The following is a 24,692-nucleotide window of genomic DNA, read 5'->3' on the forward strand; positions in this document are numbered from 1 at the left end:
GCCGGCGCGCTCCCGCTCCCCGGCCGGCCGTCCCGGGAGGGCCTCCCGCGGCGGCTCACCGCGAGGTCGGCGGCCGGAGTGGACCCGCGCGCGCCGCGGCTCAGGCCGCCCCCGCGCCCTCCGGCGCCCGCGGCGCCGGCTGCGGCGCCCCGCCGGCGGCCCGCGCGTCGTAGGCCATGAGCGCGGGCAGTGACGCCGCCAGCAGCCCGACCGCCGCGACCCCGGCGAGACCGCCGGACCACACCGAGGTACGGGCCGAGGTCGCCGCGGCGACCGCGCCGGAGCGGACCTGGCCCAGCTGCGGGCCGACCGAGTACGACAGCAGCTCGATGCCCGCGAGCCGGCCGCGCAGCGCGTCCGGGATCGTCTGGTTCCACATCGTGCTGCGGCCGATCCCGCTGACCATGTCCATCCCGCCGGCCAGCGCGAGGAGGAGCAGGACGAGCCAGATCTGCCGCGCCCAGCCCGCGCCCGCCATCGCGGCGCCCCACCCCGCCGCCGCGAGGACCACCATCCGGCCGTGCCGGTGCACCCGGGAGGCCCAGCCGCTCGTCAGGCTCACCAGCAGCGAGCCCACCGACCCGGCCGCGTACATCAGGCCCAGCGACCAGCGGGCGTGCAGGTCGTCGGCGAGGAAGGGGTAGATCGCGGCCGGGTAGGCGAAGAACATCGCGGCCAGGTCGATCGCGTACGTGCCCAGCAGCTCCTTGCGGCTCCACGCGTAGCGCGCGCCCTCCGCGACGCCGCGCAGCGAGGGCCGGGCGGCGTCGTGGGCGGCCGGCGAGCGGCGCAGCCCGAGGCCGAGGCACACCGAGGCCGCGAAGGTCACCGTGTCGGCGGCGTAGGCCCATTCCAGTCCCACCCAGGCGATCACCAGGCCGGCCAGGGAGGGGCCGGCGATGGCGCCCACCTGGTAGCGCAGGGCGTTGAGCGAGGCCGCGGCCGCGAGCTGGTCGCGCGGCACGATGCGCTGCACGATCGCGTCCAGCGCCGGCCGCTGCAGACCCGTCAGCGCGCTGGACAGCGCCGCGACCACGTACAGCGGCCACACCCCCGGGTGCGGCAGCAGCGTGTTGACCAGCAGCGCCGCCGACAGCAACCCCTGCGCCGCCTCGCTCGCGTTGATCAGCAGTTTGCGGTCCATCGCGTCGGCGAGCGCGCCGCCGTACAGCCCGAAGACGACCAGCGGCACCAGCTCCACCGCGCCGATCGCGCCCACCGCGGCCGCCGACCCCGTCAGGTCCTTGACCTGCACCGGCAGCGCCACCAGGGTGAGGAAGCTGCCGAAGGTGGTGATCACCCCGGCGAGCCACATCAGCCGGAAGTCGCGCGAGGTGCGCCAGGGGGTCAGGTCCGGCAGCAGCGCCCGCAGGCGTCCGGTACGGGCGGGGGTGTCGTCGTCCTCTTCCACAGCCGTGCATCGTCCCTGGTCACGTCGGTCGCAGGCAAAGGGTTTTCCGTTGCCGCGGCCCGGGGGAGGGCCGGGCTGAAGGTCCGGCAGCCCCTGCGGTCACGGGTGCATGCGGGCGCCCTTGAGGACCTTGTCCACCGCGTTGCGCGGGCCGTGCACCGCCAGCCCGACCAGGTCGAGCCGGTCGCGGTGCACCGCCCGCACCGCCGCCCGGTTGTCGCGGTCGTTGCCCGTCGCGAAGAGGTCCGCGGTGAACACCGCAACCGGCAGGGCACGGGACAGCGCCCGGCCGTGCGCGGCGGTCAGCGTCTGCCCGCCGCCCTCGAAGACCAGCACCGGCTGGCGGAACATCGGCAGGTACGCGGTGCCGTCGGCGTCCTCGTACGGCTCCCCGACCACCTCCGGGACGGCGCTGCCGAGCCCGCTCACCAGGAAGGCGGTCACGTTCAGCCGCTGCCACGGCCTGAGGTCGTCGCGCAGCAGGACGGCGATCCTGGTGCCGAAGCGGACGGGCTCGCTGCCGGAGGGCACGGAGCCGGCCCCGGTCTCGTTCACGGTTTCCATGTCAGCCAGCCTCACGGCCGGGCGCGCTCGCGGTCTTGTACGTTCTTTGCATGGCCGAAGCGCAGGAGACCGCGGCGTGGCACCCGCCGGTGGCGGGAGTCGTGGAGGTCTTCCACGCCCGTTTCACCGCGCACTCCTACCCGATGCACGTGCACGACGCCTGGACGCTGCTGATCGTCGACGACGGCGCCGTCCGCTACGACCTGGACCGCAGCGAGCACGGCACCCCGGTCGGCACGGTGAGCCTGCTGCCGCCGCAGGTCCCGCACAACGGCTCGCCCGCCACCTCGCACGGCTTCCGCAAACGCGTCCTCTACCTCGACATGACGCAGCTCGACGAGCGCTACATCGGCCCCGCCGTCGACACGCCCGACCTCGCCGACCCGCTGCTGCGCACCCGCGTCGGGCAGTTGCACCAGGCCCTCGCGCGTCCCGGTGACGAGCTGGAGGCCGAGAGCCGTCTCGCGCTCGTCGGCGAGCGGCTGCGGACGCACCTGCGTCCCCGGCCCGTCCCCGCCGGTGCCCGGCCCGGCACCGGTGTCGCCCGGCGGCTGCGCGACCTCCTGGACGCGCACCTGTGCGACGGCGTCACCCTGGCCGAGGCGGCGCGCCGCCTGCACGCCCACCCCGCGCACCTGGTGCGCGCGTTCAGCGCCGCCTTCGGCATCGCCCCGCACCAGTACGTGATGTCGCGCCGTGTCGACATGTCGCGCCGGATGCTGCTGGACGGCCTGCCGCCGGCCGAGGTGGCGACCGCCGTGGGCTTCTACGACCAGTCCCACTTCAGCCGCCACTTCTCGCGCGTGCTGGGCACCGCGCCGGGCCGTTACGCCGCGCGTGCCCGGGCCGCCGGCTGAGGATCCGGCCGGCGGCCCGGGCGGACCGCCCGCTCAGACGATGGCGACCGGGCCGTCCCAGTAGTCGCGGTCCACCGTCAGCGTGTAGCCCTTGCGGGTCTCCTTGCTGTTGGCCTGGTACTGGTGCGCCCGGCTGTGGTCGGTGTACAGCGTCGTGCTCCAGGGCCAGTCCGTCGTGGTGGTGGCCTTGCCGTCCCACAGCGCGTACCAGAGGTTGCCCGGCAGGTCCGTCCTGTTCGCCGCCGTCGCGACGGCCTTGGCGCTGGACGTCGAGAAGCCGTAGTAGCCGGCGCGGTAGGTCTTGTCGCGCAGCGACTTGCTGAACGCGCGCACGTACGTCAGCACGGCGTTGTTGCACGACGTGTTGGTGATGTCGTACGACTCCATGTCCAGGTAGATCGCCGACCCGGTCCTCATCCCGAGCGCCGCCGCCTTCGCGACCGCGTCCTTGCCGTCACTCGCCCCGAGCGAGGCGGCCGTGGTGGCGCTGAGCTTCTCCGACTTCGTGCCCGTCTGGCACGGCGGCTGCGCGCCGACGTAGATCGGGACGATCCTCCACCCGGAGGTGCTCGCCGCCTTCACCCAGGAGGCGGTCAGGTTGGGCTGCGCGCAGCCCCGGTTCCGCCCGCCGACGTAGACGGCCGCGCCGCCGTAGTAGCCGTCGGCCTTCCACGCCTTCATCGCCGCCTGCGACGGCGCGGTGCAGGTGTCGAACGCCCGCCCCGTGAAGGTCTTCTGCGCGGGCCACGTGGTCGCCGCCATCGACGACTGCGCCCACACGACACCCCCCGCGGCGACGACGGCCGCGGCCGTTCCCCACGCGATGTAGCGCCCCTTTTTCGACAACCGGTGCCTGGACAATCCCACCCTCGTTCTCCGGCGGCCCTCCGCGGGGCCGCCCGCACTGTCAACGCCCGGCCGCGCCGGACGAGCTGATCGTAGAGGCTCTGGAACACGCGTCCGCACAAGGGTGCTGAGCGCTCACCACCGCGGTCCGCGAGGGCCGTGCCGACAGGCCGGGGCGCCCGGGTCTCCTTCGCAGGGAGAGCGGGGACACCGGGGTTCACCGTGCGCCTGCCCGGCTCCGCGGCACGGCCCCGAGGGCACCGTGCGCGTGCCGGAGGCGCGGGGCGACGCGAGTGCCGGGCGGGGCCGCGCCGTGGGCGGGAAGGGCGGTTCCGCCCGCGGTCCCCTGGGGGCGTCACCGCGGCCAGCGGGCAGCGGTGACGTGCCGGCTGCGCAGCCCGGCGGTGGTGACGGCGGCCTGGACGCCCGCCACCAGCACGATGGCGCCGGTCACGCCGAGCAGTTGCAGAGCCAGCCCGGCCGCCAGTGAGCCGAGCGGGGCCCCCGCGCCGATGAGGGTCATCGTCGCCGCCATGGTGCGGCCCCGCCGGTGGTCCGGGGTCCGCCGGAAGACCAGGATGTCGACGAGGACCCGCAGCGCCGGCAGCCCGAGCCCGGCCAGCGCCAGCATCGCGAAGACCCACACCGGGCCGAGCGGCAGCGCCAGCAGGCCCACGCTTGCCGTGGTGAGGGCGGACGCGGCCAGCAGCACCGCGCCCGGGCCGAGCCGCCGGTCCAGCCGCGGCACGAGGGCCGCGCCGCCGAGCATGCCGACGGCGGTGCCGGTGAGGGCCAGGCCGATCGCGCCGGAGGAGTGGTGCTGGTCCCGCAGTGCCACCACGACGACCAGGACGGCCGCGGTCACGCTGAAGTAGAAGCAGCAGATGACGGCCAGGGCCGCGCGCAGCAGCCGGTCGCCGACGAGTTCGCGCAGCCCGGCCGGCGTCCCGGTGACCGGCCGGACGGCCGTCGGCCGCCGCGCCGCCGGGGCTCCGGCCGGGCCCGCGGTACCTTCCGCCGCCGGGACGCGGACGGCCAGGGCGCAGCAGAAGGAGACCGCGAAGCCGAGGGCCGCGGCGGCGAACGGGTAGGCGCGCGAGGCCAGGTAGAGCGCGCCGCCCAGCGGCGGTCCGGCCAGTGCGGCGGCCCCGCCGCGCGCCTCGTCCCGGCTGAGTGCGGCGGTGAGCTGGTGGTCCGGGACCACCGCGCGGAGCAGCAGCATCCGGGCGGGCGCTCCGAACGCGGTGGCCGCCCCCAGGACCACCGCGGCGCCGAGGAGCAGGCCGACGCCTGCCGCGCCCGCCGCCAGGCACCCGACGACGAGCGCGAGGGTCAGCGCCCGTACCGCTTCGGAGACCAGCAGGACGCCGCGCCGGTCGAGCCGGTCGACCGCGACCCCGGCGGGCAGTCCGGCCAGGATCGCCGTGCCGACCTCGGTGAAGCCGAACAGGCCTGCCAGCACCGGGGATCCGGTCAGTCCCAGGACGAGCAGGGGGGAGGCGACCTCGACGGTCTCCTGGCCGAGATGGGCCGCGGCGGCGCCGATCCACAGCGCCTGGAAGCGGCGGTTGCGCCGCAGCGGCACAGCCGCGGGAGCGCGCTCTTCACGTTCTGCAAGACATTCACTCATGCGTGAATGGTAGGGATCAGGTGAACGGTTGACTAGTGTTGAATGGGCGGGACCGGACGCGGGCGCCGGTGTGCGGACGGCGGGAAGGGGCAGGGCGACGATGGCCGAGGATGCGGAGGGTGTGCGGACCGTCCGGGAGGTCGCCGACGTGGAGACGCTCAAGGCGCTCTCCGACCCGCTGCGGCTGGCGATCCTGCGCGCGATGATGACCGACGTGCACGGCGCCTTCCGGGTCAAGGAGCTCGCGGGGATGCTCGGCCAGCCGGTCACCCGCCTCTACCGGCACATCAAGGTGCTGGAGGCGGCCGGGCTCATCCGGGTGGCGCGCACCCGGCTCGTCTCCGGGATCCAGGAGAGCCAGTACCAGGTCGCGCAGTTCGCCCTGCGGCTGAGCCGCGAGCTGCTGGCCGCGCCCGGCAACGCGGGCGAGGTCGCCGACGCCTTCGCGGCCGCGCTCAACGACGTCCGCGACCGGCTCGTCCGGGACGTGACCACCGGCCGCTTCCAGCGCGACCCCGCCCCGGACGGCTCGCCCGACCCGCTCGGCCCGGTGATCGTCGCCCTCGACACCCGCCTGTCCCCCGACCGTGCCGCCGACTTCCGCGCCCGGCTGACGGCGCTGGTGGCGGAGTTCAACGGCCCGGAGGACGAGGACGCAGGGGCCGTCCCGGTGGAGTTCCTGCTGATGTTCTGGTCCCCCCGCGGCGAGGTGCCGCCCGCCGCCGGCTGACTCCTCCCGCACGGGCCGCCCGGGCGGGAGGGTTCCGGCCGGACCGTCCGCGGCGGGGCGGGGGCGCCGCGCCGCGGACGGCCCGGGAGGGCGGCCCTACCGGTAGGTGATGTCCGACGACCTGTAGTTGCAGTAGTAGCCGTCGGCGTCGGAGCCGTTCTTCGTGGGCTCGGCCCCGGTGTTGTTGCCGATGTACTTCTGGCAGGGGACGATCTTGTGGCTGCCGTCCCCGATGATCGTGATGTTGCGCAGGGAGACGGTGTCGCCGTAGTTGGTGTTGATGCCGGCGAGGGCGCTGCCCTGGTAGGTGGCCTCGATGCCGTTCAGCTCGATGGTCCGCCGGTACTGCGTCGAGCAGTTGCCGCAGGAGCGTACGAGCTTGCCGAAGTCCTGGACGGCGAAGTTGCTGACGACGAGCTTGCCCGCGCCGTTGAACTGCAGGACCTTGTCGGAGGCGTGCCTCGCGCCGCCGCCGGTGACGGTGTAGACGTTGGAGGACGACGAGCCGCGGAAGGTGGCGGCGTCCTCGCCGACGTCCTCCCACCACACGTTCTGCAGCGTGCAGCTGCCCTCGCAGTGGACGCCGTCGGCCGCCGGTGAGCCGATGATGACGTTCTTCAGGGTCGCGCCGGGTGCCAGGTCGAAGATCGGGCCCTGGTCCTCGGACTGGTCGCCGGTGCCCAGGCTGCCGGTGCCGTAGTAGCGGGCGTAGCCGTAGTCCTTGGTGCCGGAGACCGAGATGGTGGAGCCGGTGCCGTGGTTGCTGGTGGGGGTGGGCCAGGTCGCCGCCGAGGCCGAGGGCAGGAAGGCGCCGGTGGCCACGGCGGCGGTGCCGAGGGCGGTGACCGCCCCCAGGACGGCGGCGAGCCGGTGGCGCCGGCGGTGCGGCGGGCGGGGTGTCTCGGTGCGTGGGGACATGGTGCTCTTCCTTTGTGGGGGGATGAACCTCATGATCGGCAAGCGCTTGCATCGAGGGACAGGACTGCCCGCTGTCGAAGCGCTGCGGTGCCCAGCACCGTAGGGCACCTCCGCCGGGCGGGCAACACCTCCTGCACGGTTCGCGCCACGCGTCGAGGCCGCCCCGATCTGCCGTCAGGGACAAGGCTCGTGCTGGCAACGGATGGCCGTGGCCGTGGGGCGCCACCGCCGGTGAAGCGCATCGACGGATGCGCTGCGGAGGTCGCGGGCGGACGCGGCCGATGGACAGTAAAGGCTTTCTGTTCGACGCACTGGTTGTGCGTGGACATGGACCATGTTCATACTGCGGAACGTCGGCGCAAAGGGAAGCCCCGCCCCCGAGGAGTGGCCCGTGACGCTCACCCGCAGATCCCTGCTCACCGCCGCGACGGCCGCCGCCCTCGGGCCCGCGGTCACCGCCGCACCCGCGGCGCACGCCCGCGACGCGCTGTACGTCTCCCCTGACGGGCGGGGCGACTTCACCACCGTCCAGGCGGCCGTGGACGCCGTACCCGGCGCGGGCTCCGTCATCGTGCTCGGCCCCGGCACCTACCGCGAGACGGTCCTGGTCACCGCCGCCGCGTCCGGGCTGACACTGCTCGGCGCGACGGGCGATCCGCGCGACACCGTCATCGTCCACGGCAACGCCAACGGCACGCCCAAGCCCGGCGGCGGCACGTACGGCACCTCGGGCTCGGCCACCGTGACCGTCCAGGCGGCCGGGTTCACCGCCCGCGGCGTCACCTTCGCCAACGACTGGCTGCGCGCCGAGCACCCCGGTGTCACCGGCACCCAGGCGGTCGCGCTGAAGGTGCAGGGCGACCGCTCGGCCTTCCACCGCTGCCGCTTCCTCGGCCACCAGGACACGCTGTACGCCGACACCATGGCGCAGGACGTCCTGGCGCGGCAGTACTTCAGGGACTGCTACGCCGAGGGCGACGTCGACTTCGTCTTCGGCCGCGCCACCGCCGTCTACGACTGTTGCCGTTTCCACACCCTGGACCGTACGGACCTGGCGGCACCGCCGTACGGCTTCGTCTTCGCGCCGAGCACCACGGCCGCCGACCCGCACGGCTTCCTCGCCACGCGCTGCCGCATCACCAGCGGCGCCCCGGACGGCGCCTACAAGCTGGCCCGCCCGTGGGTGCCGAGCTCGGACAGCACCGCGGTGCCGATGCTGACCGTGCGCGACAGCCTGCTCGGCGCCGGCATCGACGCGGCGCACCCTTACGCCGACATGTCGGCCGCGCACCCGTGGCAGGGCATGCGCTTCGGCGAGTACGCCAACCGCGGGCCCGGTGCGGCCGTCACCGACCCCGCGGAGCGGCCGCAGCTCACCGCCGCGCAGGCCGCGGCCGCGACCCGCGAGGCGTACCTCGCGGGGGACGACGGCTGGGCGCCCTGGCGGGAGGCGGGGTGCTGAGCGCCGCGGGGGCGGGGACCGGGATCAGGACACCAGGAGCTCGTCCTCCAGCTCGGTCAGGGTCACGGTGCACAGCCCGCCGCGCTCGGCCCGGACGTCCGTCACCTTCAGCTGGGTGCCCGGCAGCAGGATGTACTCCTCCTCGCCGGTGAAGGCGGAGAAGTTCTGGATGCCCGTCGCACGCAGCGGGTTGACGGTGAAGAGGGTGCGCCTGCCGCGGCTGCCGAGGAAGGCGCGGGCGACGCCGGGATTCGGCGTGCAGGACGAGACGCCCCACCAGGTGACGGTGCTTCCGAGCGGGTACTGCGCCCGCAGGTCCAGCGGCACGCCGCGCCACAGCGGTTCGGTGCGGGGCGGGAGCCCGGAGACGGCCGAGAACAGCAGCCGCAGGTAGGGCAGGTACGGGACGACCCGCGACCGGTCCGGCGAGCGCAGCACGGCGTTGATCTCGCGGTAGAAGGCGGACTCGCACGTGTAGAGGTAGAGCGCGGCGATCGCCTCCGGCGACAGGACGCCGGACAGCTCGTCCGCGCGCCGCTTGCCGAACTCGTGCGAGCGGCTGACGTGCCCGTCCAGCGCGGGCAGCAGGTCGACGACCGGCCCGACCGCGTCCCGGAAGTCCATCAGCGGCGTGTCGAGGACGCCGGTGACGGCGGGAAGGACGAGGCCTTCGTCCTTCACGCTCGCGAGGCGCTCCAGGTAGAGCTGGTGCAGCTCCATGGTGGACGTGATGAACGCGCCCATCCGCTCGGCGACGCCGCCGTCCGCCCCGCCCGCCCCCGCGGCCGCGGCGTCCCACCCCGTGCTGGGCAGCCAGTCGACCGGGTCGGCGCCGAGCGAGGCCAGGGCGTCGTTCACGACCGCGAAGTGCTCGCCGTCGCAGAAGATGTCGCCCTGCGCCGCCGGGTTGCAGTGGTCGATGTGCCGTACCTCGACGCCGGGATACTTCTTCTGCAGCCGCACGACGACCTGCTTGAGGCTGCGCGCGTGCGCGCCCCACCAGGCGAAGACCACCCCGCGGTCCTCCTCGGGGGCGTCCTGCTTGGCCCTCAGGATCTCCTCGACGATCCGCTCGGCCACCGGCCGCCAGAACGCGGTGTGCCGCTCGGGTCCCGAGGAGCCGTCGCTGTGCGCCGTCAGCGCGGCGTTCAGCAGCAGCACGCCCTGGGTGAGCATCGCCTGGAACCACTCCGGCGGCTGGACGGTCTCCTTCTCCTTCAGCAGCGCGCGGACGTCGGCGATCGGGGTCTTCTTCGGTATCCCGTACTTCCACATCGCCGCCGCCTTGATGATGCAGCGGATGCTGACGACCCGTCCGAACTGGCTATCCTTCCAGTCGTGGAAGGTGTTGTCGAACATCGCGATGCCGGTCGCGCTCTCCGGCCGGGGGTACGGGTTCTGGCCGAAGACGACGACCTTCCACTTCTGCGGGGCGTGCGGCTTGAGCGCCTGGAAGGTCAGCTCGCGTACCGGGACGACCTCCGGGCGGCGCTGCGGGCCGATGAACTCCGCCGCGCCGGGCTGCGCCTCGATGACCGGCTTCAGCAGCGGCAGCCACGGCTCGCCGCCGCCCGCGAAGAGCTCTGCGAGAGCCAGCGGGTCGTCAGGACCGGGCGTGGCGGGGGTGGTGGGGGCGTCGCTCATGGCGGAATCTCCGGGAGTGTCGAAAGTGTCGGACCGCGGCCGCGGCGGTGTCCGCGCCCGCGCGGCCGTCGTACGGCCGGCCGCGGCACCTCTACTCATACCTGCGGGGTCTGACACCCGCTCATGCGCCCTCCCGCGGCGGCCGGGAGGCGCGTGGCAGGGCGTTGTCAGTGGGCCCGGGTAGCGTCGTGACCGACAAGGGGAAAGATCTCGACCGTAGGGGGACCCATGACCGTGAACCGTGTGCAGCAGCCGCTCCGGGTGGTGCTGGCCGACGTGAACGCGACGGTGGTGGAGTCGTGGCGGGCGGCCTTCGCGGACACGCCGGGGATCGAGATCCGCAAGGCCTCCCTCCTCGACCAGGACGTGGACGCGTGGGTCAGCCCCTCCAACTCCCGGGGCCGGATGGACGGCGGGGTCGACGCGGTCGTCAAGCGCCACCTGGGAGCGGGTGTCCAGCTGCGCGTGCAGCGCGCGATCCGCGACGAGGCGGGCGGCCGGCTGCCGGTGGGCAGCGCGGTGTGCGTGCCGTCCGGCGCGGTCCGCCCGAAGTACCTGATCTCGGCGCCGACGATGGAGGAGTCCGCGCAGAACGTGAGCGAGACGCTCAACGTCGCCCTCGCCTGCGCCGCCGCCTTCCAGGCCGTCCACCGGCAGAACGGGCTGGCGCCCGGCAGCATCGGGTCCGTCGCCCTGGTCGGGATGGGTGCCCGGACGGGCCGGGTGCCGGCCCGGGTGTGCGCCAACCTGATGTGGACCGGCTACACCCTCTTCCAGGACTACTCGTTCGCGGACTACGACGACCTGCGCCGCACGATCCTCGCGCAGCTCGACGACATCGAGAACGCTCCGGAGACCCAGCGGGTGCGGATATCCCCGCCGCAGGCGCGGTCCGCCCGCCGCTGACGGCGCTCCGGGCGGGTGGGCCGCGCCTCGTGGTGGCCGCGGGCGTGCCGTCCTCCGGCGCGCTGCGGGGTCACCCCGCCGCCGGCTGCGCGCTGAAGCACCGGCGCAGGTGGCGGGCCGCCTGCGCGGTGGCCTCGGCGGCGGCGTCCACGGCGCCCGCCATCGCGAAGAAGCCGTGCGCCATGCCCGCGTAGCGGGTGGCCTCCACCGGTACGCCCGCCTCGGCGAGCCGGTGCGCGTAGGCCTCGCCCTGGTCGCGCAGCGGGTCGTACTCCGCCGTGATGACCAGGGCGGGCGGCAGGCCGCTCAGGTCGGTGGCGCGCAGCGGCGAGGCCAGCGGGTCGGCGGCGTCCGTGGGGCCGGCCAGGTAGTGGCGGGCGTACCAGGCCACCGAGTGGTGGTTGAAGAGGTAGGGGTCGGTGTTGTCGCGCATCGAGGTGTCGTCGGCCAGCTGGTCGGTGTTGGGGTAGACCAGGAGCTGGGCGGCCAGCGCGAGATCCCCGTCCGCGCGCGCGAGCAGCGTCACCGCGGCCGCGAGGTTGCCGCCCGCGCTGTCGCCGCCGACGGCCAGCCGGGCGCGGTCGGCGCCGAGTTCGGCAGCGTGCTCCGCGACCCAGCGCAGGCCCGCGTGGCAGTCGTGCACCGCGGCGGGGAAGGGGTGCTCGGGTGCGAGCCGGTAGCCGACGCCGACGACCAGGCAGCCGGCCTCCGCGGCGAGCGTGCGGCACAGCACGTCGGCGGTGTCGAGGCTGCCGAGCGTCCAGCCGCCGCCGAAGTAGTACAGCAGCGCGGGCAGTCCGCGCTCGGGCCCGGGCCGGTAGACCCGGACCGGCAGCGGGCCGCCGGGACCGGGGATCGTCCGGTCGGTGATCTCGTGGAGCGCGCGCGGGCTGCCGCCGGACGCGCGGATCGCGGCGAGGTCGGCGGCGCGGGCCTGCTCCACCGAGAGCGCGTAGAGCGGCGTGGCTCCGCTGCGTGCGCGCTGGTCGCGCAGGTCCTGGAGCTGCGGGTCGAGGGGCATGGGATCGCTTGCCTTCCGGTGTGTCAGGGTGCGGTGGGCGGGAGCCAGTCGTGGCGGCTGACGGCGAAGTCCGTGCTGCCGGACAGCGCCACCGCCGCGCGGTAGCCCGCGGGCGCCGGGACGTCCCGGACGCGGTAGGCCCGGGCCCAGGCGTCGGGCGCGGGGATGTCCGGCGGCGGCCCGCCGGACGGCACCGCGACACGCAGGCCCTCGACCAGGCGGCCCCCGTGCGCCTTCGTCAGCGCCTCCTTGCGGGCCCACAGCCGGGCGAAGCGCGTGGCGCGCAGGTACGGGTCCGGGCAGGCGCACACCGCGGCCGCCTCCTGCGGGGGGAAGTAGCGGCGGGCCATGGCCGGCGCGTCCAGCCGCGGCAGCACCTGCTGGACGTCGACGCCGACCGGGCGGTCCGGGCAGAGGGCCACCATCGCGAGCTCTCCGGAGTGCGAGAGGTTGACGTGCACGCCGCGCCAGCGCCCGGCGGGTTCGGGCTTGCCGTGCGGGCCGCGCGCCCAGCGGATCTCGCCGGGCGGCGCGCCGAGCGACCGGGCGACGAGGTGCCGCAGCGCGCCGTGCGCCAGCACGAAGCGCCGCCGGTCGTCGGCCGAGCGGTACGCGTCGGCGCGCCGCCGCTCGTCGTCGTCCAGGACGCCGAGCAGTTCGGTGACGAGCGCCTCCGACCGCCGGTCGGCCACCAGCCACACCTGGACGGCCGTCACCGCTCCGCCCCCCGGGCGGTGTCCGCGCGGGCGCGGACCAGGGCGGCGAGGCGGCGGACGCCCTCCTCGACACGATCGGGTGGCAGGGCGCTGCACGACAGGCGGATCTTGCGGCGGCCCCCGCCGGATCCGGCGGAGTAGAAGAAGCCCATGGGCGTCCAGAGCACCCCGTGCTCGCGGGCCGAGATCTCCAGCATCGCCTCGTCCGCGGTCAGGGGGACGTCCACGACCGCGAAGAAGCCGCCCGCCGGGGCGTTCCACCGCACGCGCGGCTCGTCCGCGAACTCCCGCTCCAGCGCGCCCAGCAGGGCGCGCAGGCCGGCGCGGTAGAAGGCGGTCTTCGCCTTGCCCGCCGCGCGCACGCTGCACCCGGACTCGACGAGGAAGCCGCCGACGACGGCCTGCGCGACCGGCGAGGTGTTCACCGTCAGCAGGCTCTTGACGGCCGACAGCTCCTCCGCGAGCAGCGCGCGCCGCCCGTCCGCGCCCACCACCACCTGGTCGGCGACCAGGAAGCCCACCCGCGCGCCGGGGAAGCAGGATTTCGCGAACGAGCCGAGGTAGACGACGCGGCCGCCCGGATCCAGCGCCTTGAGCGTGGGCCGCGGCTCGTCGTCCAGCCCGAACAGTCCGTAGGGGTCGTCCTCCAGGACGAGCAGATCCGCCTGCGCGGCGACCTCCAGCAGCCGCCGCCGGGCCGGTACGGGCATGGACGCGCCCGAGGGGTTGGCGAAGCTCGGCACGAGGTAGAGGGCGCGCGGCCGCCGTCCCGTGGCGCGTACCGCCGCGGCGACCTCGCCCACCGTCTCCGGGTCCAGGCCGTCCGCCGACTCGGGTACCGGGACGACCTCGACGCCGAGCACCCGGGCGGCGCCGGTCAGCCCGACGTAGCAGGGCTCGACGGCCAGCACCACGTCCCCGGGCCGCGCGCACAGCCCGCGCAGCGCGATGACCATGGCCTCCTGGCACCCGGCGGTGACCATCACCGCCTCCGGCGGCACCTCGACGCCCTCGTCCACCGCGAGCATCCGGGCGATCAGCCCGCCGAGGTGGCCGTTGGTCCTGCCGTACTGGAGCAGCTGCCGCTCCCGCTGCTCGCGGTCCAGGCCCAGCCCCTCCAGGTGGGCGAGGTAGGTGCGCAGGTAGCGGTGCAGGTCGTCGGTGGTGTGGAAGCCGTCGTACGGGCGGCCGGCCGCGAGCGACACGGCGTCGGGGAAGCGGGCGGCGACCTCGTTGAGGAAGTTCATCGAGGCCGACTGCGGGTCGGACACGGACACGTGCAGGTCGTCGCGGGCCAGCTCCACCGTCATCGGGCTCCTCCTCCGGTCGTCACCGCCGAGGCGTCGAGCGACGCCAGCACGGGGCGGCCCGCCAGGGCCATGGTGTGGGCCAGTTCCTCGGTCACCAGGTCCAGCACGCCCGCCACGCCGGCGGCGCCGTCCGCCGCGAGGCCCCACAGCACGGGCCGGCCGAGCAGGACGGCGCGGGCGCCGAGCGCGAGCGCCGCGAAGGCGTCGGTGCCGCCGCGCACCCCGCCGTCCAGCAGGACGGGGCAGGCCCCGCCGACCGCGTCCACGACCTCCGCGAGCGCGTCCAGGCTCGCGGGGGCGCCGTCGAGCTGGCGGCCGCCGTGGTTGGAGACGATGACGGCGTCCGCGCCGTGCCGGACGGCGAGCCGCGCGTCCTCCGCCGTCAGGATGCCCTTGAGTACCAGCGGCAGCGCGCTGCGCTCGCGCAGCCAGCCGAGATCGGCCCAGGTCACCGCCGGGTCGACCGCCTCGGCCGCGTGCACGGCGAGCGCGGAGCGCCCGGCGGAGGCGACGTGGGCGGTGGCCGTGAGCGCCGCGTCGAGGTTGGCGGCGCGGATACCGGGCCCGAGCGCGAAGCCGTTGCGCGCGTCGCGGTGGCGGCGGCCCAGCCGCGGGGCGTCGACCGTCAGCACGATCGCGCGGCAGCCCGCGGCGGCGGCCCGTGCGACCAGGTCGGCGAGTGCCTCGCGGCGGCGCAGCCAGTACAGCTGCATCCACAGCGGTCCGGGCGCGGTCGCGGCGATCTCCTCCAGCGAGCGGCTCGCGTAGATGCTCACCACGAAGAGCGCCCCGGCCGCCGCGGCGCCGCGCGCGGTTGCGATCTCGCCGTCCGGATGGGCGAGCTGGTGGTACGCGGTGGGCGCGACACCGATCGGGGTACGCAGCCGGGCGCCGAGCAGTTCGACGCCGGTGTCGCAGTGCGAGACGTCGACGAGGACGCGCGGCCGCAGTGAAACCCGTTCGAAGGCGCGGCGGTTGGCGGCGAGGGTGCGTTCGCGCTCGGCGCCGCCGTCGATGAAGTCCCAGACGGGGCCGTCGAGCCGGTGCCGGGCGGCGCGCTCGTAGCCGGAGAGGGTCGTGGCCGTCATCGGTGCGCTCCGGCGGAAGCGGTCTCCCGCGCGGTGAGGGCGGGGAGGTCGACCGCGGCCAGGGCGAGGCCGCCGGACCCGGGGGCCCGGTCGGCCAGCACCAGCCGGCGGGGCCCGGCGGCCGGCTCCGCGAGCGCTCCGGCCAGCTCCCACCACACCCCGGTGCCGGGCCGCCCGGCCGCCGCGGAGCGCACGCGCGCCCCGGGCCCGAGCGTCCGGCCGTCGATCCCGGTCCCGACCACGGCGACCGCGCCGTCCCCGGCGAGCGCGGCGCGTACGTCGTCGGCGGTCGCGTCCCCCGCCCGCAGGTCACCGAGCACGGCGGGCCGCTCGCCGGGGGCGGGCGGCCCGAGGAGGAGGGCGACACCGTAGGCGGCGTCGGGGAGGAGCGGTGGCACGGGAGCGGAGCCGGGTCCGGACGCGGTGGCGCCCAGGGTCCGCCGCGCGGCGGCGGGGTGCGGCGGGGCGGACGCCGGCGCAGCTGCCGCGGAGGTGCCGGGCGGCGCCGGCGGCGTGGTCAGCGGCGGGTAGGGCAGGGCGGGTTGCTCCACGACCAGGAGCAGGGCGCGGTGGAGCGCGGCGGTCGTGGCGTAGGCGTGGATCAGCCGCAGGGCGGTGAAGGCGGCGGCCGGGCCCTGGTCGCTGACGGCGAAGGCGAGCGGGCCGCCGGGGCAGACGTGGCTCAGCCAGGTCGCCGTGGCCCGGCCCGGTGTGACGTCCGGGACGGCGTAGGCGAGGACGAGCAGGTCGATCTCCTCGCCCGCCGGCACGGCCTGCCGGATCAGCGCCTCGGCCAGGTCGCCGTACGCGTGGCCGCCGCTGTCCGGCGGCTCCGTGCCGAGGGCGAGGCCGTACGGGCGCAGGAGGTCGGTGAGGTAGACACGCAGCCGCCCGGTGCGTTCCGGGTCCGGCGCGGGGGGCCCGGGGTCCGGGAAGGCGAGGCGGACCGCGCGGCGCACACCCCAGCCGGCGGGAGCGGCGGCGACGGCGGTGCCCGGTACGAGGGTCCGCACGCTCACGCGTCCGCGTCCGTCAGCAGGTTGCCTGCCACGTAGTCGGCGAGCGAGCCGACCGTGCCGAAGTCGTCGCGGACCAGTTCCTCGACGCTGATCTCCACGTCGAGCCGCTCCTCCAGTTCGAGGACGAGTTCGAGGCCGGTGGTGGAGGTCAGCCCGAGCGCGTCCAGCAGCGCGGTGTCGGCGGTGACCGGGCCGACCTCGCGCTTGAGGACGCGCGGGAGGAGGTCGCGGATGCCGTCGACGAGCCGCTCGCGCAGCTCGGGGTCGGTCGCGGTCGGGGCGGGGTGCTGCTCCGTCATCGGTCAGGCCTCTCGGGGGAGTTCGGGTCGTTCGCGGGCGGGCGGCGGTCAGTGGACGAGGACCATCGCCGAGAAGGAGGCGCCGAGCCCGGCGCCCGCGGCGGCCATCACGTACGGCTCGCCCGGCCGCAGCAGACCGCGGTCCAGCGCGGTGCGGTAGTTGACGAAGGTGTCGGCGCAGAAGACGTGGCCGGTGTCGGCGACGTTGTCGAGCAGGACGCGCTCGCGCGGTACGCCGAGGATGCGGCACACCTGGTGCCAGGCCACGCGGTTGACGTTGTGCGGCAGGAAGAGGGCGAGGTCGGCGGCCGCCAGCCCGGCCCGGGTGGCCGCCGCGGTGATCGCCGCGGCGAGCGCGTCGGCGTACACCCGCTGGAACTCGGCGGCGAGTTCGGGGGAGTCGCCGTCGAACTCGCCGCGCTGCTCGACGGCGTAGGCGAGCACGCGGTCGCGCTCGCCGGACGCGGCCACCAGGCAGGCCGCGGCGCCCTCGCCGAAGAAGGAGGTGCCGGGTACGAGCTGGGCCTCCGGGGTGAAGGCCTTCTCGCCGCCGAGGACGAGGGCGAGGCCGTCCGGGTCGCCGTCCGCCGCGAGCAGCCGCCCCGCGGCGTCCACGGCCAGCAGGCCGGACGCGCACGCGTGCTGGCCGGCGGAGAAGACCGCCGCGTGGCCGAGCCCGTACTCCTCGCAGACTGCGCGCACGGGGTCGTACGGATACGGGACGACGGCCGGGAAGGTCCGGGCGTGCAGCACGTACCGTACGTCCTGCTCCCGTCCGCGCAGCGCCCGGAGCCGGCCGAGCGCGCCGCGCAGCAGGTCCTCCACGGAGCCGCCCGGATCGCGGGCGACCTCGCCGAGCCGGTGGTAGCGGCGGAAGACCTTGACCTGCATCCGTGTCAGCCCGAGCCGCGCGGCGGGCTCCTCGATCGGCACGCGGCCCGCCGGGACGTAGGCGGACACCCCCGCGAGCGCCGTCACCGCGCGGACTCCACGGCGACCGGCTCGTCCGCACCCTCTGCACCCTCTGTGCCCGCTGCGAACTCCGCCTCCTCCGTGTCCGGGAAGGCCGCCTCGATCGCGGCCGCCTCCATGGCGTACGCGAAGGCCTCGGCCTGCGCGGGCGAGACGTGGTGGGTGTCCACGTGGATCTCGAAGCGCAGCCCGCCGGACGGGGCGTCGTCGACGTGCACGAAGAAGCGCTCCGTCTGGGTCTCCTGACGCTCGTACCAGCGGAAGACGGTGTCACGGCGGGCTGCCCGCAGCCCGCGCGCGTCCGGCTCCGCCGCGGCGTCCGCGGCGGGCAGGGTGTAGTTGCTGCGGTTGTTGAAGTACGTCCCGATGCCCGCGTCCGTGCCGCGCTCCACGGAGACCCGCCGGATCAGTTCGTCCAGCGCCTCCGGGTCGAAGTAGGCGTGCTTGTAGGCGGTCAGGCTGCCCTGCACGGCCCGTTTCACCACGTCCGCGGGGCCGGCGCCCGCGACGTGGATCGCGCACACGCCCGCCTGCGCGACCATGCAGACCACGTCCGCGAAGGCCGCCCGGAAGCGGTTGCCGACCACCGGCCGGACGACCACCGGGCTGATCCCGGTCGCCCGGTACAGCCCGACCGCGAAGAGGCCCAGCAGGATGCCGGCCACCGGGGCGCCCGTCCGCGCGGCGATCCGCGGCAGCGCCGCGGTGAGCGCGGGCGAGAGGAACTCGGCGCCCCAGTGCCTCGGTTCGCGCGGGTCGGTGGGACCGGGGAGCTGCCGGGCCGGCATGGTCCGCAGGACGCTCTCGAAGTGCCGCAGCGCCCGCGCGTTCTGCCGCCGCCCCGCGGGCGAGCGCTGCCACCGCGCCTGCTCCAGCTGCTGCATGCCGCTGACCGGCGCGGTGTCCCGGGTCTGCACCTGCCGCAGCATGATCGCGCCGCCGAGCGCGTCCGTCGCCAGGTGGTGCATGACGGTCACCAGGTGGACGGGCCGGCCGCCCTGCCGTACCGCGCCCATCCGCACGGGCCACTCCGCGGTGAAGTCGAACTCCCGCTCACGGTAGGCCTGTTCGACGGCGGCGGCGACTTCGCCGGCGTCGGCACCCGGCGCGGCGTCGTACACCTCCAGCGTGACGGAGCCGCTGGCGAAGAGCCGCTGCCGGGCCCGGCCGCCGGGGGCGAAGCGCAGCCGGGTGCGCATCGAGGGGAAGCGCTCCAGCAGGTAGCGCAGCTCGGCGGCCAGGCCGGCGAGCGTGGTTCCCGGCTCCAGCGCGGCGCTGCCGCCGATGGGCAGCGGGCTGCGCTGCCGTCCCATGGCCTGCCAGATCTCCCACATCCCCCAGGACATCTCGTCCTCGCCCTCGCCCTCCCCGGCGAAGTCGACGACGATCCGCTCGGCGGCCGCCACCGGCGCCCGCTCCTCCGCGGCCCCGCCGCCCGCCGCCGGGCCCACCGCCGCCGGGCCCACCGCCGCCGGGCCCACCGCCGCCGGGGCCACCGCCGCCGGGGCCGGCGCCTCGGCGGGCCGGCCGCGTCCGCTCATCACGCCCCCACCCCCGCCTCCGCCGACCGGGCCCGGTGCCGCTGGCGCATCAGGAACTTGCGGACCTTGCCCGTCGGGCCCGTGATCAGGTCGGCGTCCGAGATGACGACGACGCGGCGCAGGGTCGCGGCCGCCGCCGGGGTCAGGGCGGTGCGGACGGCCGGGGTGCGGTCGGCGTCCGGGTCGGCGCCGTCGTGCAGGGCCAGCAGCACGTCGGTGACGACCTGCCCGCCGACCCGGTCGGAGACCACCGTGCAGTCGTGGACGTCCGGGCACGCCCCGAGGATCCGCTCCTCCGACATGGCGGTGTAGAGGTGCTCGCCGCCGCCGAGGTCGACCGCGTCCACCGCCCGGTCGACGTGGTAGTAGTAACCCGCCTCGTCGCGGTACATCAGGTCGCCGGTGAGGTAGTAGCCGCCCAGCCGGTTGCGGTAGGTGGCCGCGGAGTCGTTCCAGTAGCCCGGCGCGAGCGTGGGGGCCTTCAGCCCGAGCTGGCCGACCTGGCCGGCCGGGACCTCGCGGCCGGTCGCGGTGTCCAGCAGCGCGACCTCGGCGAATCCGTGCGGGACCCCGACGCAGCGCCCGTAGCGCCCGGTCGTGCGGGTGTGGGTGATGTGGAAGGCGGAGTGGCCCATCTCGGTGGAGCCCAGTCCGTCGACGAAGCTGGAGCCGGGCATCCGGCGGACGCCGTCGCGGGTCGCGGTCTCGCGCGAGCCGGCGGCGACGAGCCGCCGGATGTGCGGCTCGTGCGCGCAGTCCCCGGTGTTGAACCACAGCGACACCGAGTCCAGGTCGCGCGCCGCGAGGTCCTGCCGGGCCAGCTGCGCCCAGGTGGCGGCGAAGCCGAGGACACCCGTGGGCCGCCAGCTCTCGATCGCGTCGACGACCGCCGCGCCGTCGTTCTGCGTGGACAGGAACAGCAGGTCGCTGCGCAGGCACAGCGCCATGTTGAGGGCCGAGATGCCCGCCGCGTGCGCGGCGGGCAGCGTGCTGAGGATGCGCTCGGCCCCTCGGGCGCGCGGCGCGGTCAGCCGGAAGAGCCGCATGGCGGCGAAGAGGCTGGCGTGCGAGTGCACCACGGCGGCGGGCATGCGGGTGGTGCCGGAGGAGTGGGTGACGGCGATCGGGTCGTCGGCGTGGTGCCGGTACGGCGCGGGCGCGCTCCCCGGGTCGCCGCCGCCGGTGTCCGCGGCGTCGGCGTGCAGGGCGAGGCCGCCCAGGTCGCCGCCGGCCAGCCGCTCGCGGTGCACGGGGTCGGTCACCAGGGCGGTCGCGCCGAGCTTGCGCAGGTAGGCGGCGGCGGTGTCGCCGGTCAGGTACTGGTTCATGAGCGCGGGGATCGCGCCCAGCCAGGTGAGGGCCAGGAAGCTCAGCAACGTGTCGGCCGAGCCGGACACGTACACCGCGACGGGGTCGCGCGGGCCGATGCCGTGCGCGTGCCACCACGCGGCGCGCGCCTCCACCCGCTCCCGGAGCGCTCCGAGCGTCAGCGCGCTCCCTGCGGGGTGCCCGTCCACGGGCTGGTCGAAGGCGGCGCCCGGGCCCCCGGGGTCGGCGCCGTGCTCGAAGAGCTTGGGCAAGACGTTGCCCGCGCCCAGGTCCGGATCGGCGGCGAGCCTGGCCCGGATGTCTCTGCCGGTCACGGCGTTCCTCCTGCGTGTCGCCCTGTCGTCATGTCGTCATGTCGCTTCACCGGCGGACCGGCCGCGGCCTGTCCGCTCATCCGCCGCGCACCGCCTTCTCGACCGCCGTCCGCAGCTGCGCACGGGTCGGCTGGCAGGCGAGGTCCAGCTCGCGGGCGAAGGGGAGCACCGCGCCGTCCGGGCGGGTGATCCGGCGGGGCGGCGCGGTCAGCCGCATCTCCTCCGCCGCGGTCGCGACGATCTCGGCCCCGATGCCGCAGGAGCGGTTGGAGTCGTCGACGACGACGAGCCGTCCCGTCCGCTCCAGCGACGCCGCGAGGCCGGCCCAGTCGAAGGGGTGCAGCGAGCGCGGGTCGAAGACCTCCACCGACACCTCCCCGGCCAGCTCCTCCGCGACCGCGAGCGCGTCGTGCACGAGGTGCCCCACCGCGACCACCGTGACGTCGGTGCCCGCGCGGTGCACCCGCCCGGAGCCGAGCGGTACGGGCGCGAGCGCGCCGAAGTCGGTGTCCTCGCGCACCCCCAGCGCCGCGGAGGGCGCGAAGACCACGACCGGGTCGTCGTCCCGGATCGCCGTCACCAGCAGCCCGTACGCGTCCGCGGGCGTGGCCGGCACCGCCGTCTTCACCCCGACGTGCGCGAAGAGGCTGTAGGGGTGGTCGGAGTGCTGGCCCGCCCAGCTGTCGCGGGAGCCGGAGCCGGGCAGCAGGTAGGTGACCGGCACCCGGGTCTGGCCGCCCGTCATGAGGGAGAACTTGTGCGCCTGGTTGGCGATCTGCTCGAAGGCGAGGAAGAGCAGCGCGGGGATCTGGAACTCGATGAGCGGGCGCATCCCCACCATCGCCGCACCCGTCGCGAAGCCCGTGAAGGCCTGCTCGGAGATGGGCGTGTCCAGCACCCGGTCACGCCCGAAGCGGCGCAGCAGGCCCGCCGTCACGTGGGTGACGGCCACGCCCACGTCCTCGCCGAGGACGACGACGGCCGGGTCCCGCTCCATCTCGTCGCCGAGCGCCCGGTTCAGCGCCTTGAGGTAGGACAGCTTCGGCATCTACAGCGCCCCCGCCCTGGGCCGCAGCCCCGTGGCGTACAGGTGGTCCAGCGCGCCCGCCGGGTCCGGGTGCGGCGCGTCGAGCGCGTACCGCACGGCGGCGTCCAGCACCTGCGCCGTCTCCGCGTCGGCGGCCGCGCGCACCTCCGCGGGCAGCCGGGCACCCTGGATCTCCAGCGGGTCGCGGGCGCGGCCCGCCGCGGCCTCCTCCTCGCTGCGGTAGCGGGGGCGGGCGGTGTGCTCCCACGTGTGGTGCGCGTCGAAGCGGTAGGTCGTGCACTCCAGCAGCGCCGGGCCCGCGCCCGACCGGGCCCGCTCGACGGCCCGCGCGGTGGCGTCCCGTACGGCCTCGGCGTCCATGCCGTCCACGGTCACCGCGGGGATGCCGAAGGCCGCCGCGCGGCCGGTCACGGTGCCGGCCACGGTGTCGGCGGGGCGCATCGAGGTGGCCCAGCCGTTGTTCTCGCAGACCAGCACGAGCGGTACGCGCCACAGCGCCGCCAGGTTGCACGCCTCCAGCACCACGCCCTGGCTGACGGCCCCGTCGCCGAAGTACGTCAGCACCACCCGGTCCGAGCCGCGCTGCCGCAGCGCCCAGGCCGCGCCCGCCGCGATCGGCACGGCCGCGCCGACGATCGCGTTCGCGCCGAGGACGCCCGCCGCGAAGTCCGCGGCGTGCATCGAACCGCCCCGGCCCCGGTTGAGGCCGGTGTCCCGGCCGGCCAGCTCGGCCATCGTGCGCGCCGGGTCCGCGCCCTTGGCCAGCACGTGGCCGTGGCCGCGGTGGGTGCTGGTGATCAGGTCGCCGGGTCCCAGGGCCGCGCACGTCCCGGCCGCGACCGCCTCCTGCCCCGTGCAGGGGTGGATGCCGCCGGCGATCACGCCGGCCCGCACCAGCTCCACCGCCCGCTGCTCGAAGCCGCGGATCAGCGCCATCGTCCGGTAGAGGCCGGCGGCCCCGTACGCGTCAGCCACGCGCGTGCGGTCCTTCGCCGCGCCAGAGCACCGGGCAGTACACCGGGTCGGCGTAGTCGGGGCGCCCGTCCGGCAGCCGCCGCACCAGGACGTCGTGGTTGTAGACCGCCTCGCCGCCGCCTTCGAGCGGGAAGCGGCGGTACTCGTTGCCGCCGTCCTGGAGGTGGAGGGAGACCGCCCGGCGCGGCCGGCCGCTGCGGTTGGGGCCGCTGCCGTGGTAGGTGCGGCAGTGGTGGAAGCTCATGTGGCCCTTCGGGATGACCAGCGGCACCTTGCGGATCTCCGCCCCGTTGTGGGCCGCGTTGGCGGAGAGCACCTCCTCCAGCTGGGTGCGGTCGCGGTCCGCGAAGTGCCGGGTCATGGAGTCCTCGCGGCCGGTCTCCTGCCACCGGTGGCTGCCGTCGACGACGGTGAGCGTCCCCATCTCCTCGCCGCAGTCGTGGAAGGGGATGAAGGCGGTGAGCATCCGCTCCGAGGTGGACGTGGACCAGTAGTGCTTGTCCATGTGCCAGGGCACGATGTTGCTGGGCTCGCCCGCGACCGGCGGCTTGAGGATGAGCGTCGACTGGAAGACCCGGATCTCGGACGCCTGCGCCAGCCGCGCGGCGACCGCGCCGATCAGCGGCTTGCGCAGGATGCGGGCGATCGGGTCGCTCTCGACGTGCACGTAGTCGTTGTGCCGCTGCACGGGGCCGTCCGAGGGCTGCCAGGCGGCGAGCCGCGGCGGGCGGACCGGCAGCGTACGGCTGCGCTCGCCGGCGTAGTAGCGCTCGCTCGCCGCCACCAGCTCGTCCACCTCGGCGTCGTCGAGCAGCTTCTTCGTCAGGTACCACCCGTGCTCGGCGTAGAAGGCCACGTCGGCGTCGTCCGGCAGCAGCGCCGCCTCCGCCTCGGTGAGAACGGGGTCCCCGGCCGGGACGGGGGTCGTACGGTCCTGGTCGACGGTCATCACAGGCCTGCCTTCGTGGTCGCGCGGACGGCGGCGAGCTCGCGCTCCTTCGCCTCGTAGAGGGCCGGGATGTTGCTGGTCCCGAAGGTGCGGGCGCCGTGGCGCTCGATCAGCTCCCAGAAGTACGTGCGGCGTACGTGCATCGACTGGGCGAAGATCTGGTACATCTGCCCCCAGTGGTCGCGGTCGACGAGGATGCCGCGCGGGCGCAGCCGCTCCACCGGCAGGTCGACGGGCCCGATCCGGCCGGCGAGCGAGCCGTAGTAGCTGGCCGGGGTGGGCGCGAAGCCGACGCCCCGGCCGCCGAGCGCGTCCACCGCCTCGACGATGTCGTCGGTGGTCAGCGCCAGGTGCTGCACGCCCGGGCCGCCGTGCCACGCCAGGAAGTCGTCGATCTGCCCGGGGGTGCGGCTCAGGTCCGGCTGGATGAGCGTCAGCGTCGCGTTGCCGCCCGGGCTCTGCACCACCTGCGAGAACATGCCCTGGCCGCCGACCTCGATGTACTCCTCGAAGATCAGGTCGAATCCGAAGGCGGCCCGGTAGAAGGCCGTGGTGGCCTCCAGCGTGCCCGCCTCCAGGCACACCGCGGCGTGGTCGATCGTCCGCAGCAGTTCCGGCCCGTCCGGCGGCGCGGCCTCCGGACCGGTGTCCGCGGTGACGATCGCGCCCGGCAGGAAGTCGCCCGCGGCGCCGTGCCGTTCGACCAGGCGGTGCACCACGTCGCCGAATCCGGAGACGGTCGCGGTGCGTACCGAGGCCTGCGGGCCGTCGTACGTGCGCGGCGGCTCGACCGGGCTGGCGCCGCCCGCGACGGCCGCGGCGAAGGCGGCGCCCGCGTCGCGGGTGCCGAAGGCGACCACGGCCACCCCGTCGCCGTGCCGGGAGACGTACTCGACCGCCGGGTGGTCCGGGCGCAGGCCCGAGGTCAGCAGCACCCGGCAGTCGCCCTGGCCGAGCAGCAGGCTGCGCTGGTCCGGCAGGCCCGTCTCGGGGCCGCCGTGCCCGTGCACCCGGAAGCCGAAGGCCGAGCACAGGACGAACGCCGCCTGGCGCGCGTCCCCCACGTAGAACTCGACATGGTCGATGCCGAGGTAGTCCATTGCCGCTCCTTGGTCGATTGCGTGCGGTGCGGCCGGGGACGGT

The 24,692-nt window shown here is 75.4% G+C and carries 23 protein-coding genes; 4 read left to right on the forward strand and 19 right to left on the reverse strand.

Features of this window, described 5'->3' with window-relative positions:
- Positions 1-100: 100 nt before the first annotated feature.
- Both ACH4SE_RS13160 and ACH4SE_RS13165 read right to left on the reverse strand, forming a co-directional pair.
- Positions 101-1,411 carry an MFS transporter gene (locus ACH4SE_RS13160; RefSeq protein WP_398543444.1) on the reverse strand — a complete coding sequence of 437 codons (1,311 nt, stop codon included), beginning with the start codon at positions 1,409-1,411 and terminating at the stop codon, positions 101-103.
- A gap of 99 nt (positions 1,412-1,510) precedes the next feature.
- Positions 1,511-1,975: a DUF2000 family protein gene (locus ACH4SE_RS13165; protein ID WP_398543445.1), complete on the reverse strand. Its 465-nt coding sequence runs from the start codon at positions 1,973-1,975 to the stop codon at positions 1,511-1,513.
- Between the two features lie 50 nt (positions 1,976-2,025).
- Between ACH4SE_RS13165 and ACH4SE_RS13170 the strand changes: the two genes are divergently transcribed.
- A complete protein-coding gene (locus ACH4SE_RS13170; RefSeq protein WP_398543446.1) occupies positions 2,026-2,832 on the forward strand; it encodes an AraC family transcriptional regulator in 807 nt (268 codons plus the stop codon).
- A gap of 33 nt (positions 2,833-2,865) precedes the next feature.
- On the opposite strand, the gene ACH4SE_RS13175 is transcribed toward ACH4SE_RS13170, so the two are convergent.
- The gene (locus tag ACH4SE_RS13175; RefSeq protein ID WP_398543447.1) at positions 2,866-3,693 is read right to left on the reverse strand and encodes a glycoside hydrolase domain-containing protein; all 828 of its coding nucleotides are present in this window, start codon (positions 3,691-3,693) and stop codon (positions 2,866-2,868) included.
- Between the two features lie 340 nt (positions 3,694-4,033).
- Complete coding sequence (locus ACH4SE_RS13180; protein ID WP_398543448.1) at positions 4,034-5,308, reverse strand: MFS transporter; 1,275 nt, start codon at positions 5,306-5,308, stop codon at positions 4,034-4,036.
- 100 nt (positions 5,309-5,408) lie between these two features.
- Between ACH4SE_RS13180 and ACH4SE_RS13185 the strand changes: the two genes are divergently transcribed.
- Positions 5,409-6,038 (forward strand): helix-turn-helix domain-containing protein, encoded by a 630-nt coding sequence (locus ACH4SE_RS13185; protein ID WP_398543449.1) that lies wholly within the window; start codon positions 5,409-5,411, stop codon positions 6,036-6,038.
- A 96-nt stretch (positions 6,039-6,134) separates the two neighbouring features.
- Here the strand turns inward: ACH4SE_RS13185 and ACH4SE_RS13190 are convergent, their stop codons facing one another.
- On the reverse strand, positions 6,135-6,956 hold the full coding sequence (locus ACH4SE_RS13190; protein WP_398543450.1) for a pectate lyase: 822 nt from the start codon (positions 6,954-6,956) through the stop codon (positions 6,135-6,137).
- Positions 6,957-7,347: 391 nt separating this feature from the next.
- Here ACH4SE_RS13190 and ACH4SE_RS13195 point away from each other — a divergent pair, with 391 nt between their 5' ends.
- Positions 7,348-8,418 carry a pectinesterase family protein gene (locus ACH4SE_RS13195; protein ID WP_398543451.1) on the forward strand — a complete coding sequence of 357 codons (1,071 nt, stop codon included), beginning with the start codon at positions 7,348-7,350 and terminating at the stop codon, positions 8,416-8,418.
- Between the two features lie 24 nt (positions 8,419-8,442).
- Here ACH4SE_RS13195 and ACH4SE_RS13200 read toward each other — a convergent pair whose 3' ends face one another.
- Entirely contained in the window at positions 8,443-10,062 is a 1,620-nt protein-coding gene (locus tag ACH4SE_RS13200) for an ADP-ribosyltransferase domain-containing protein (protein WP_398543452.1), read from the reverse strand.
- Positions 10,063-10,290: 228 nt separating this feature from the next.
- Here ACH4SE_RS13200 and ACH4SE_RS13205 point away from each other — a divergent pair, with 228 nt between their 5' ends.
- Positions 10,291-10,968, forward strand: a complete 678-nt coding sequence (locus ACH4SE_RS13205) for a macro domain-containing protein (RefSeq protein ID WP_398543453.1) — start codon at positions 10,291-10,293, stop codon at positions 10,966-10,968.
- Positions 10,969-11,038: 70 nt separating this feature from the next.
- Here ACH4SE_RS13205 and ACH4SE_RS13210 read toward each other — a convergent pair whose 3' ends face one another.
- From ACH4SE_RS13210 to hppD, 13 genes are all read right to left on the reverse strand, one after another.
- The gene (locus ACH4SE_RS13210) at positions 11,039-11,989 is read right to left on the reverse strand and encodes an alpha/beta hydrolase (RefSeq protein WP_398543454.1); all 951 of its coding nucleotides are present in this window, start codon (positions 11,987-11,989) and stop codon (positions 11,039-11,041) included.
- A 23-nt stretch (positions 11,990-12,012) separates the two neighbouring features.
- Entirely contained in the window at positions 12,013-12,705 is a 693-nt protein-coding gene (locus ACH4SE_RS13215) for a 4'-phosphopantetheinyl transferase family protein (protein WP_398543455.1), read from the reverse strand.
- Entirely contained in the window at positions 12,702-14,015 is a 1,314-nt protein-coding gene (locus ACH4SE_RS13220; RefSeq protein ID WP_398543456.1) for a PLP-dependent aminotransferase family protein, read from the reverse strand. Before ACH4SE_RS13220 ends, ACH4SE_RS13215 begins: the two co-directional genes overlap by 4 nt.
- The gene (locus ACH4SE_RS13225) at positions 14,012-15,103 is read right to left on the reverse strand and encodes an alpha-hydroxy acid oxidase (protein ID WP_398543457.1); all 1,092 of its coding nucleotides are present in this window, start codon (positions 15,101-15,103) and stop codon (positions 14,012-14,014) included. The genes ACH4SE_RS13220 and ACH4SE_RS13225 overlap by 4 nt, the downstream gene beginning before the upstream one ends.
- On the reverse strand, positions 15,100-16,122 hold the full coding sequence (locus ACH4SE_RS13230) for a hypothetical protein (RefSeq protein WP_398543458.1): 1,023 nt from the start codon (positions 16,120-16,122) through the stop codon (positions 15,100-15,102). Before ACH4SE_RS13230 ends, ACH4SE_RS13225 begins: the two co-directional genes overlap by 4 nt.
- The gene (locus ACH4SE_RS13235; protein WP_398543459.1) at positions 16,119-16,421 is read right to left on the reverse strand and encodes a phosphopantetheine-binding protein; all 303 of its coding nucleotides are present in this window, start codon (positions 16,419-16,421) and stop codon (positions 16,119-16,121) included. The genes ACH4SE_RS13230 and ACH4SE_RS13235 overlap by 4 nt, the downstream gene beginning before the upstream one ends.
- A gap of 48 nt (positions 16,422-16,469) precedes the next feature.
- Positions 16,470-17,399: a 3-oxoacyl-[acyl-carrier-protein] synthase III C-terminal domain-containing protein gene (locus tag ACH4SE_RS13240; RefSeq protein WP_398543460.1), complete on the reverse strand. Its 930-nt coding sequence runs from the start codon at positions 17,397-17,399 to the stop codon at positions 16,470-16,472.
- Positions 17,396-18,934, reverse strand: a complete 1,539-nt coding sequence (locus ACH4SE_RS13245) for a condensation domain-containing protein (RefSeq protein ID WP_398543461.1) — start codon at positions 18,932-18,934, stop codon at positions 17,396-17,398. Before ACH4SE_RS13245 ends, ACH4SE_RS13240 begins: the two co-directional genes overlap by 4 nt.
- Positions 18,934-20,577: a class I adenylate-forming enzyme family protein gene (locus tag ACH4SE_RS13250; protein ID WP_398543462.1), complete on the reverse strand. Its 1,644-nt coding sequence runs from the start codon at positions 20,575-20,577 to the stop codon at positions 18,934-18,936. Before ACH4SE_RS13250 ends, ACH4SE_RS13245 begins: the two co-directional genes overlap by 1 nt.
- Positions 20,578-20,653: 76 nt before the next feature.
- On the reverse strand, positions 20,654-21,625 hold the full coding sequence (locus ACH4SE_RS13255; protein WP_398543463.1) for an alpha-ketoacid dehydrogenase subunit beta: 972 nt from the start codon (positions 21,623-21,625) through the stop codon (positions 20,654-20,656).
- Positions 21,626-22,600: a thiamine pyrophosphate-dependent dehydrogenase E1 component subunit alpha gene (locus ACH4SE_RS13260; RefSeq protein WP_398543464.1), complete on the reverse strand. Its 975-nt coding sequence runs from the start codon at positions 22,598-22,600 to the stop codon at positions 21,626-21,628.
- Positions 22,593-23,549, reverse strand: a complete 957-nt coding sequence (locus tag ACH4SE_RS13265; protein WP_398543465.1) for a phytanoyl-CoA dioxygenase family protein — start codon at positions 23,547-23,549, stop codon at positions 22,593-22,595. The genes ACH4SE_RS13260 and ACH4SE_RS13265 overlap by 8 nt, the downstream gene beginning before the upstream one ends.
- Positions 23,549-24,649 carry a 4-hydroxyphenylpyruvate dioxygenase gene (hppD, locus tag ACH4SE_RS13270; RefSeq protein WP_398543466.1) on the reverse strand — a complete coding sequence of 367 codons (1,101 nt, stop codon included), beginning with the start codon at positions 24,647-24,649 and terminating at the stop codon, positions 23,549-23,551. Before hppD ends, ACH4SE_RS13265 begins: the two co-directional genes overlap by 1 nt.
- Between the last annotated feature and the right edge of the window lie 43 nt (positions 24,650-24,692).

Source organism: Streptomyces sp. NPDC020983, assembly GCF_044333485.1.
Lineage (GTDB): Bacteria > Actinomycetota > Actinomycetes > Streptomycetales > Streptomycetaceae > Actinacidiphila.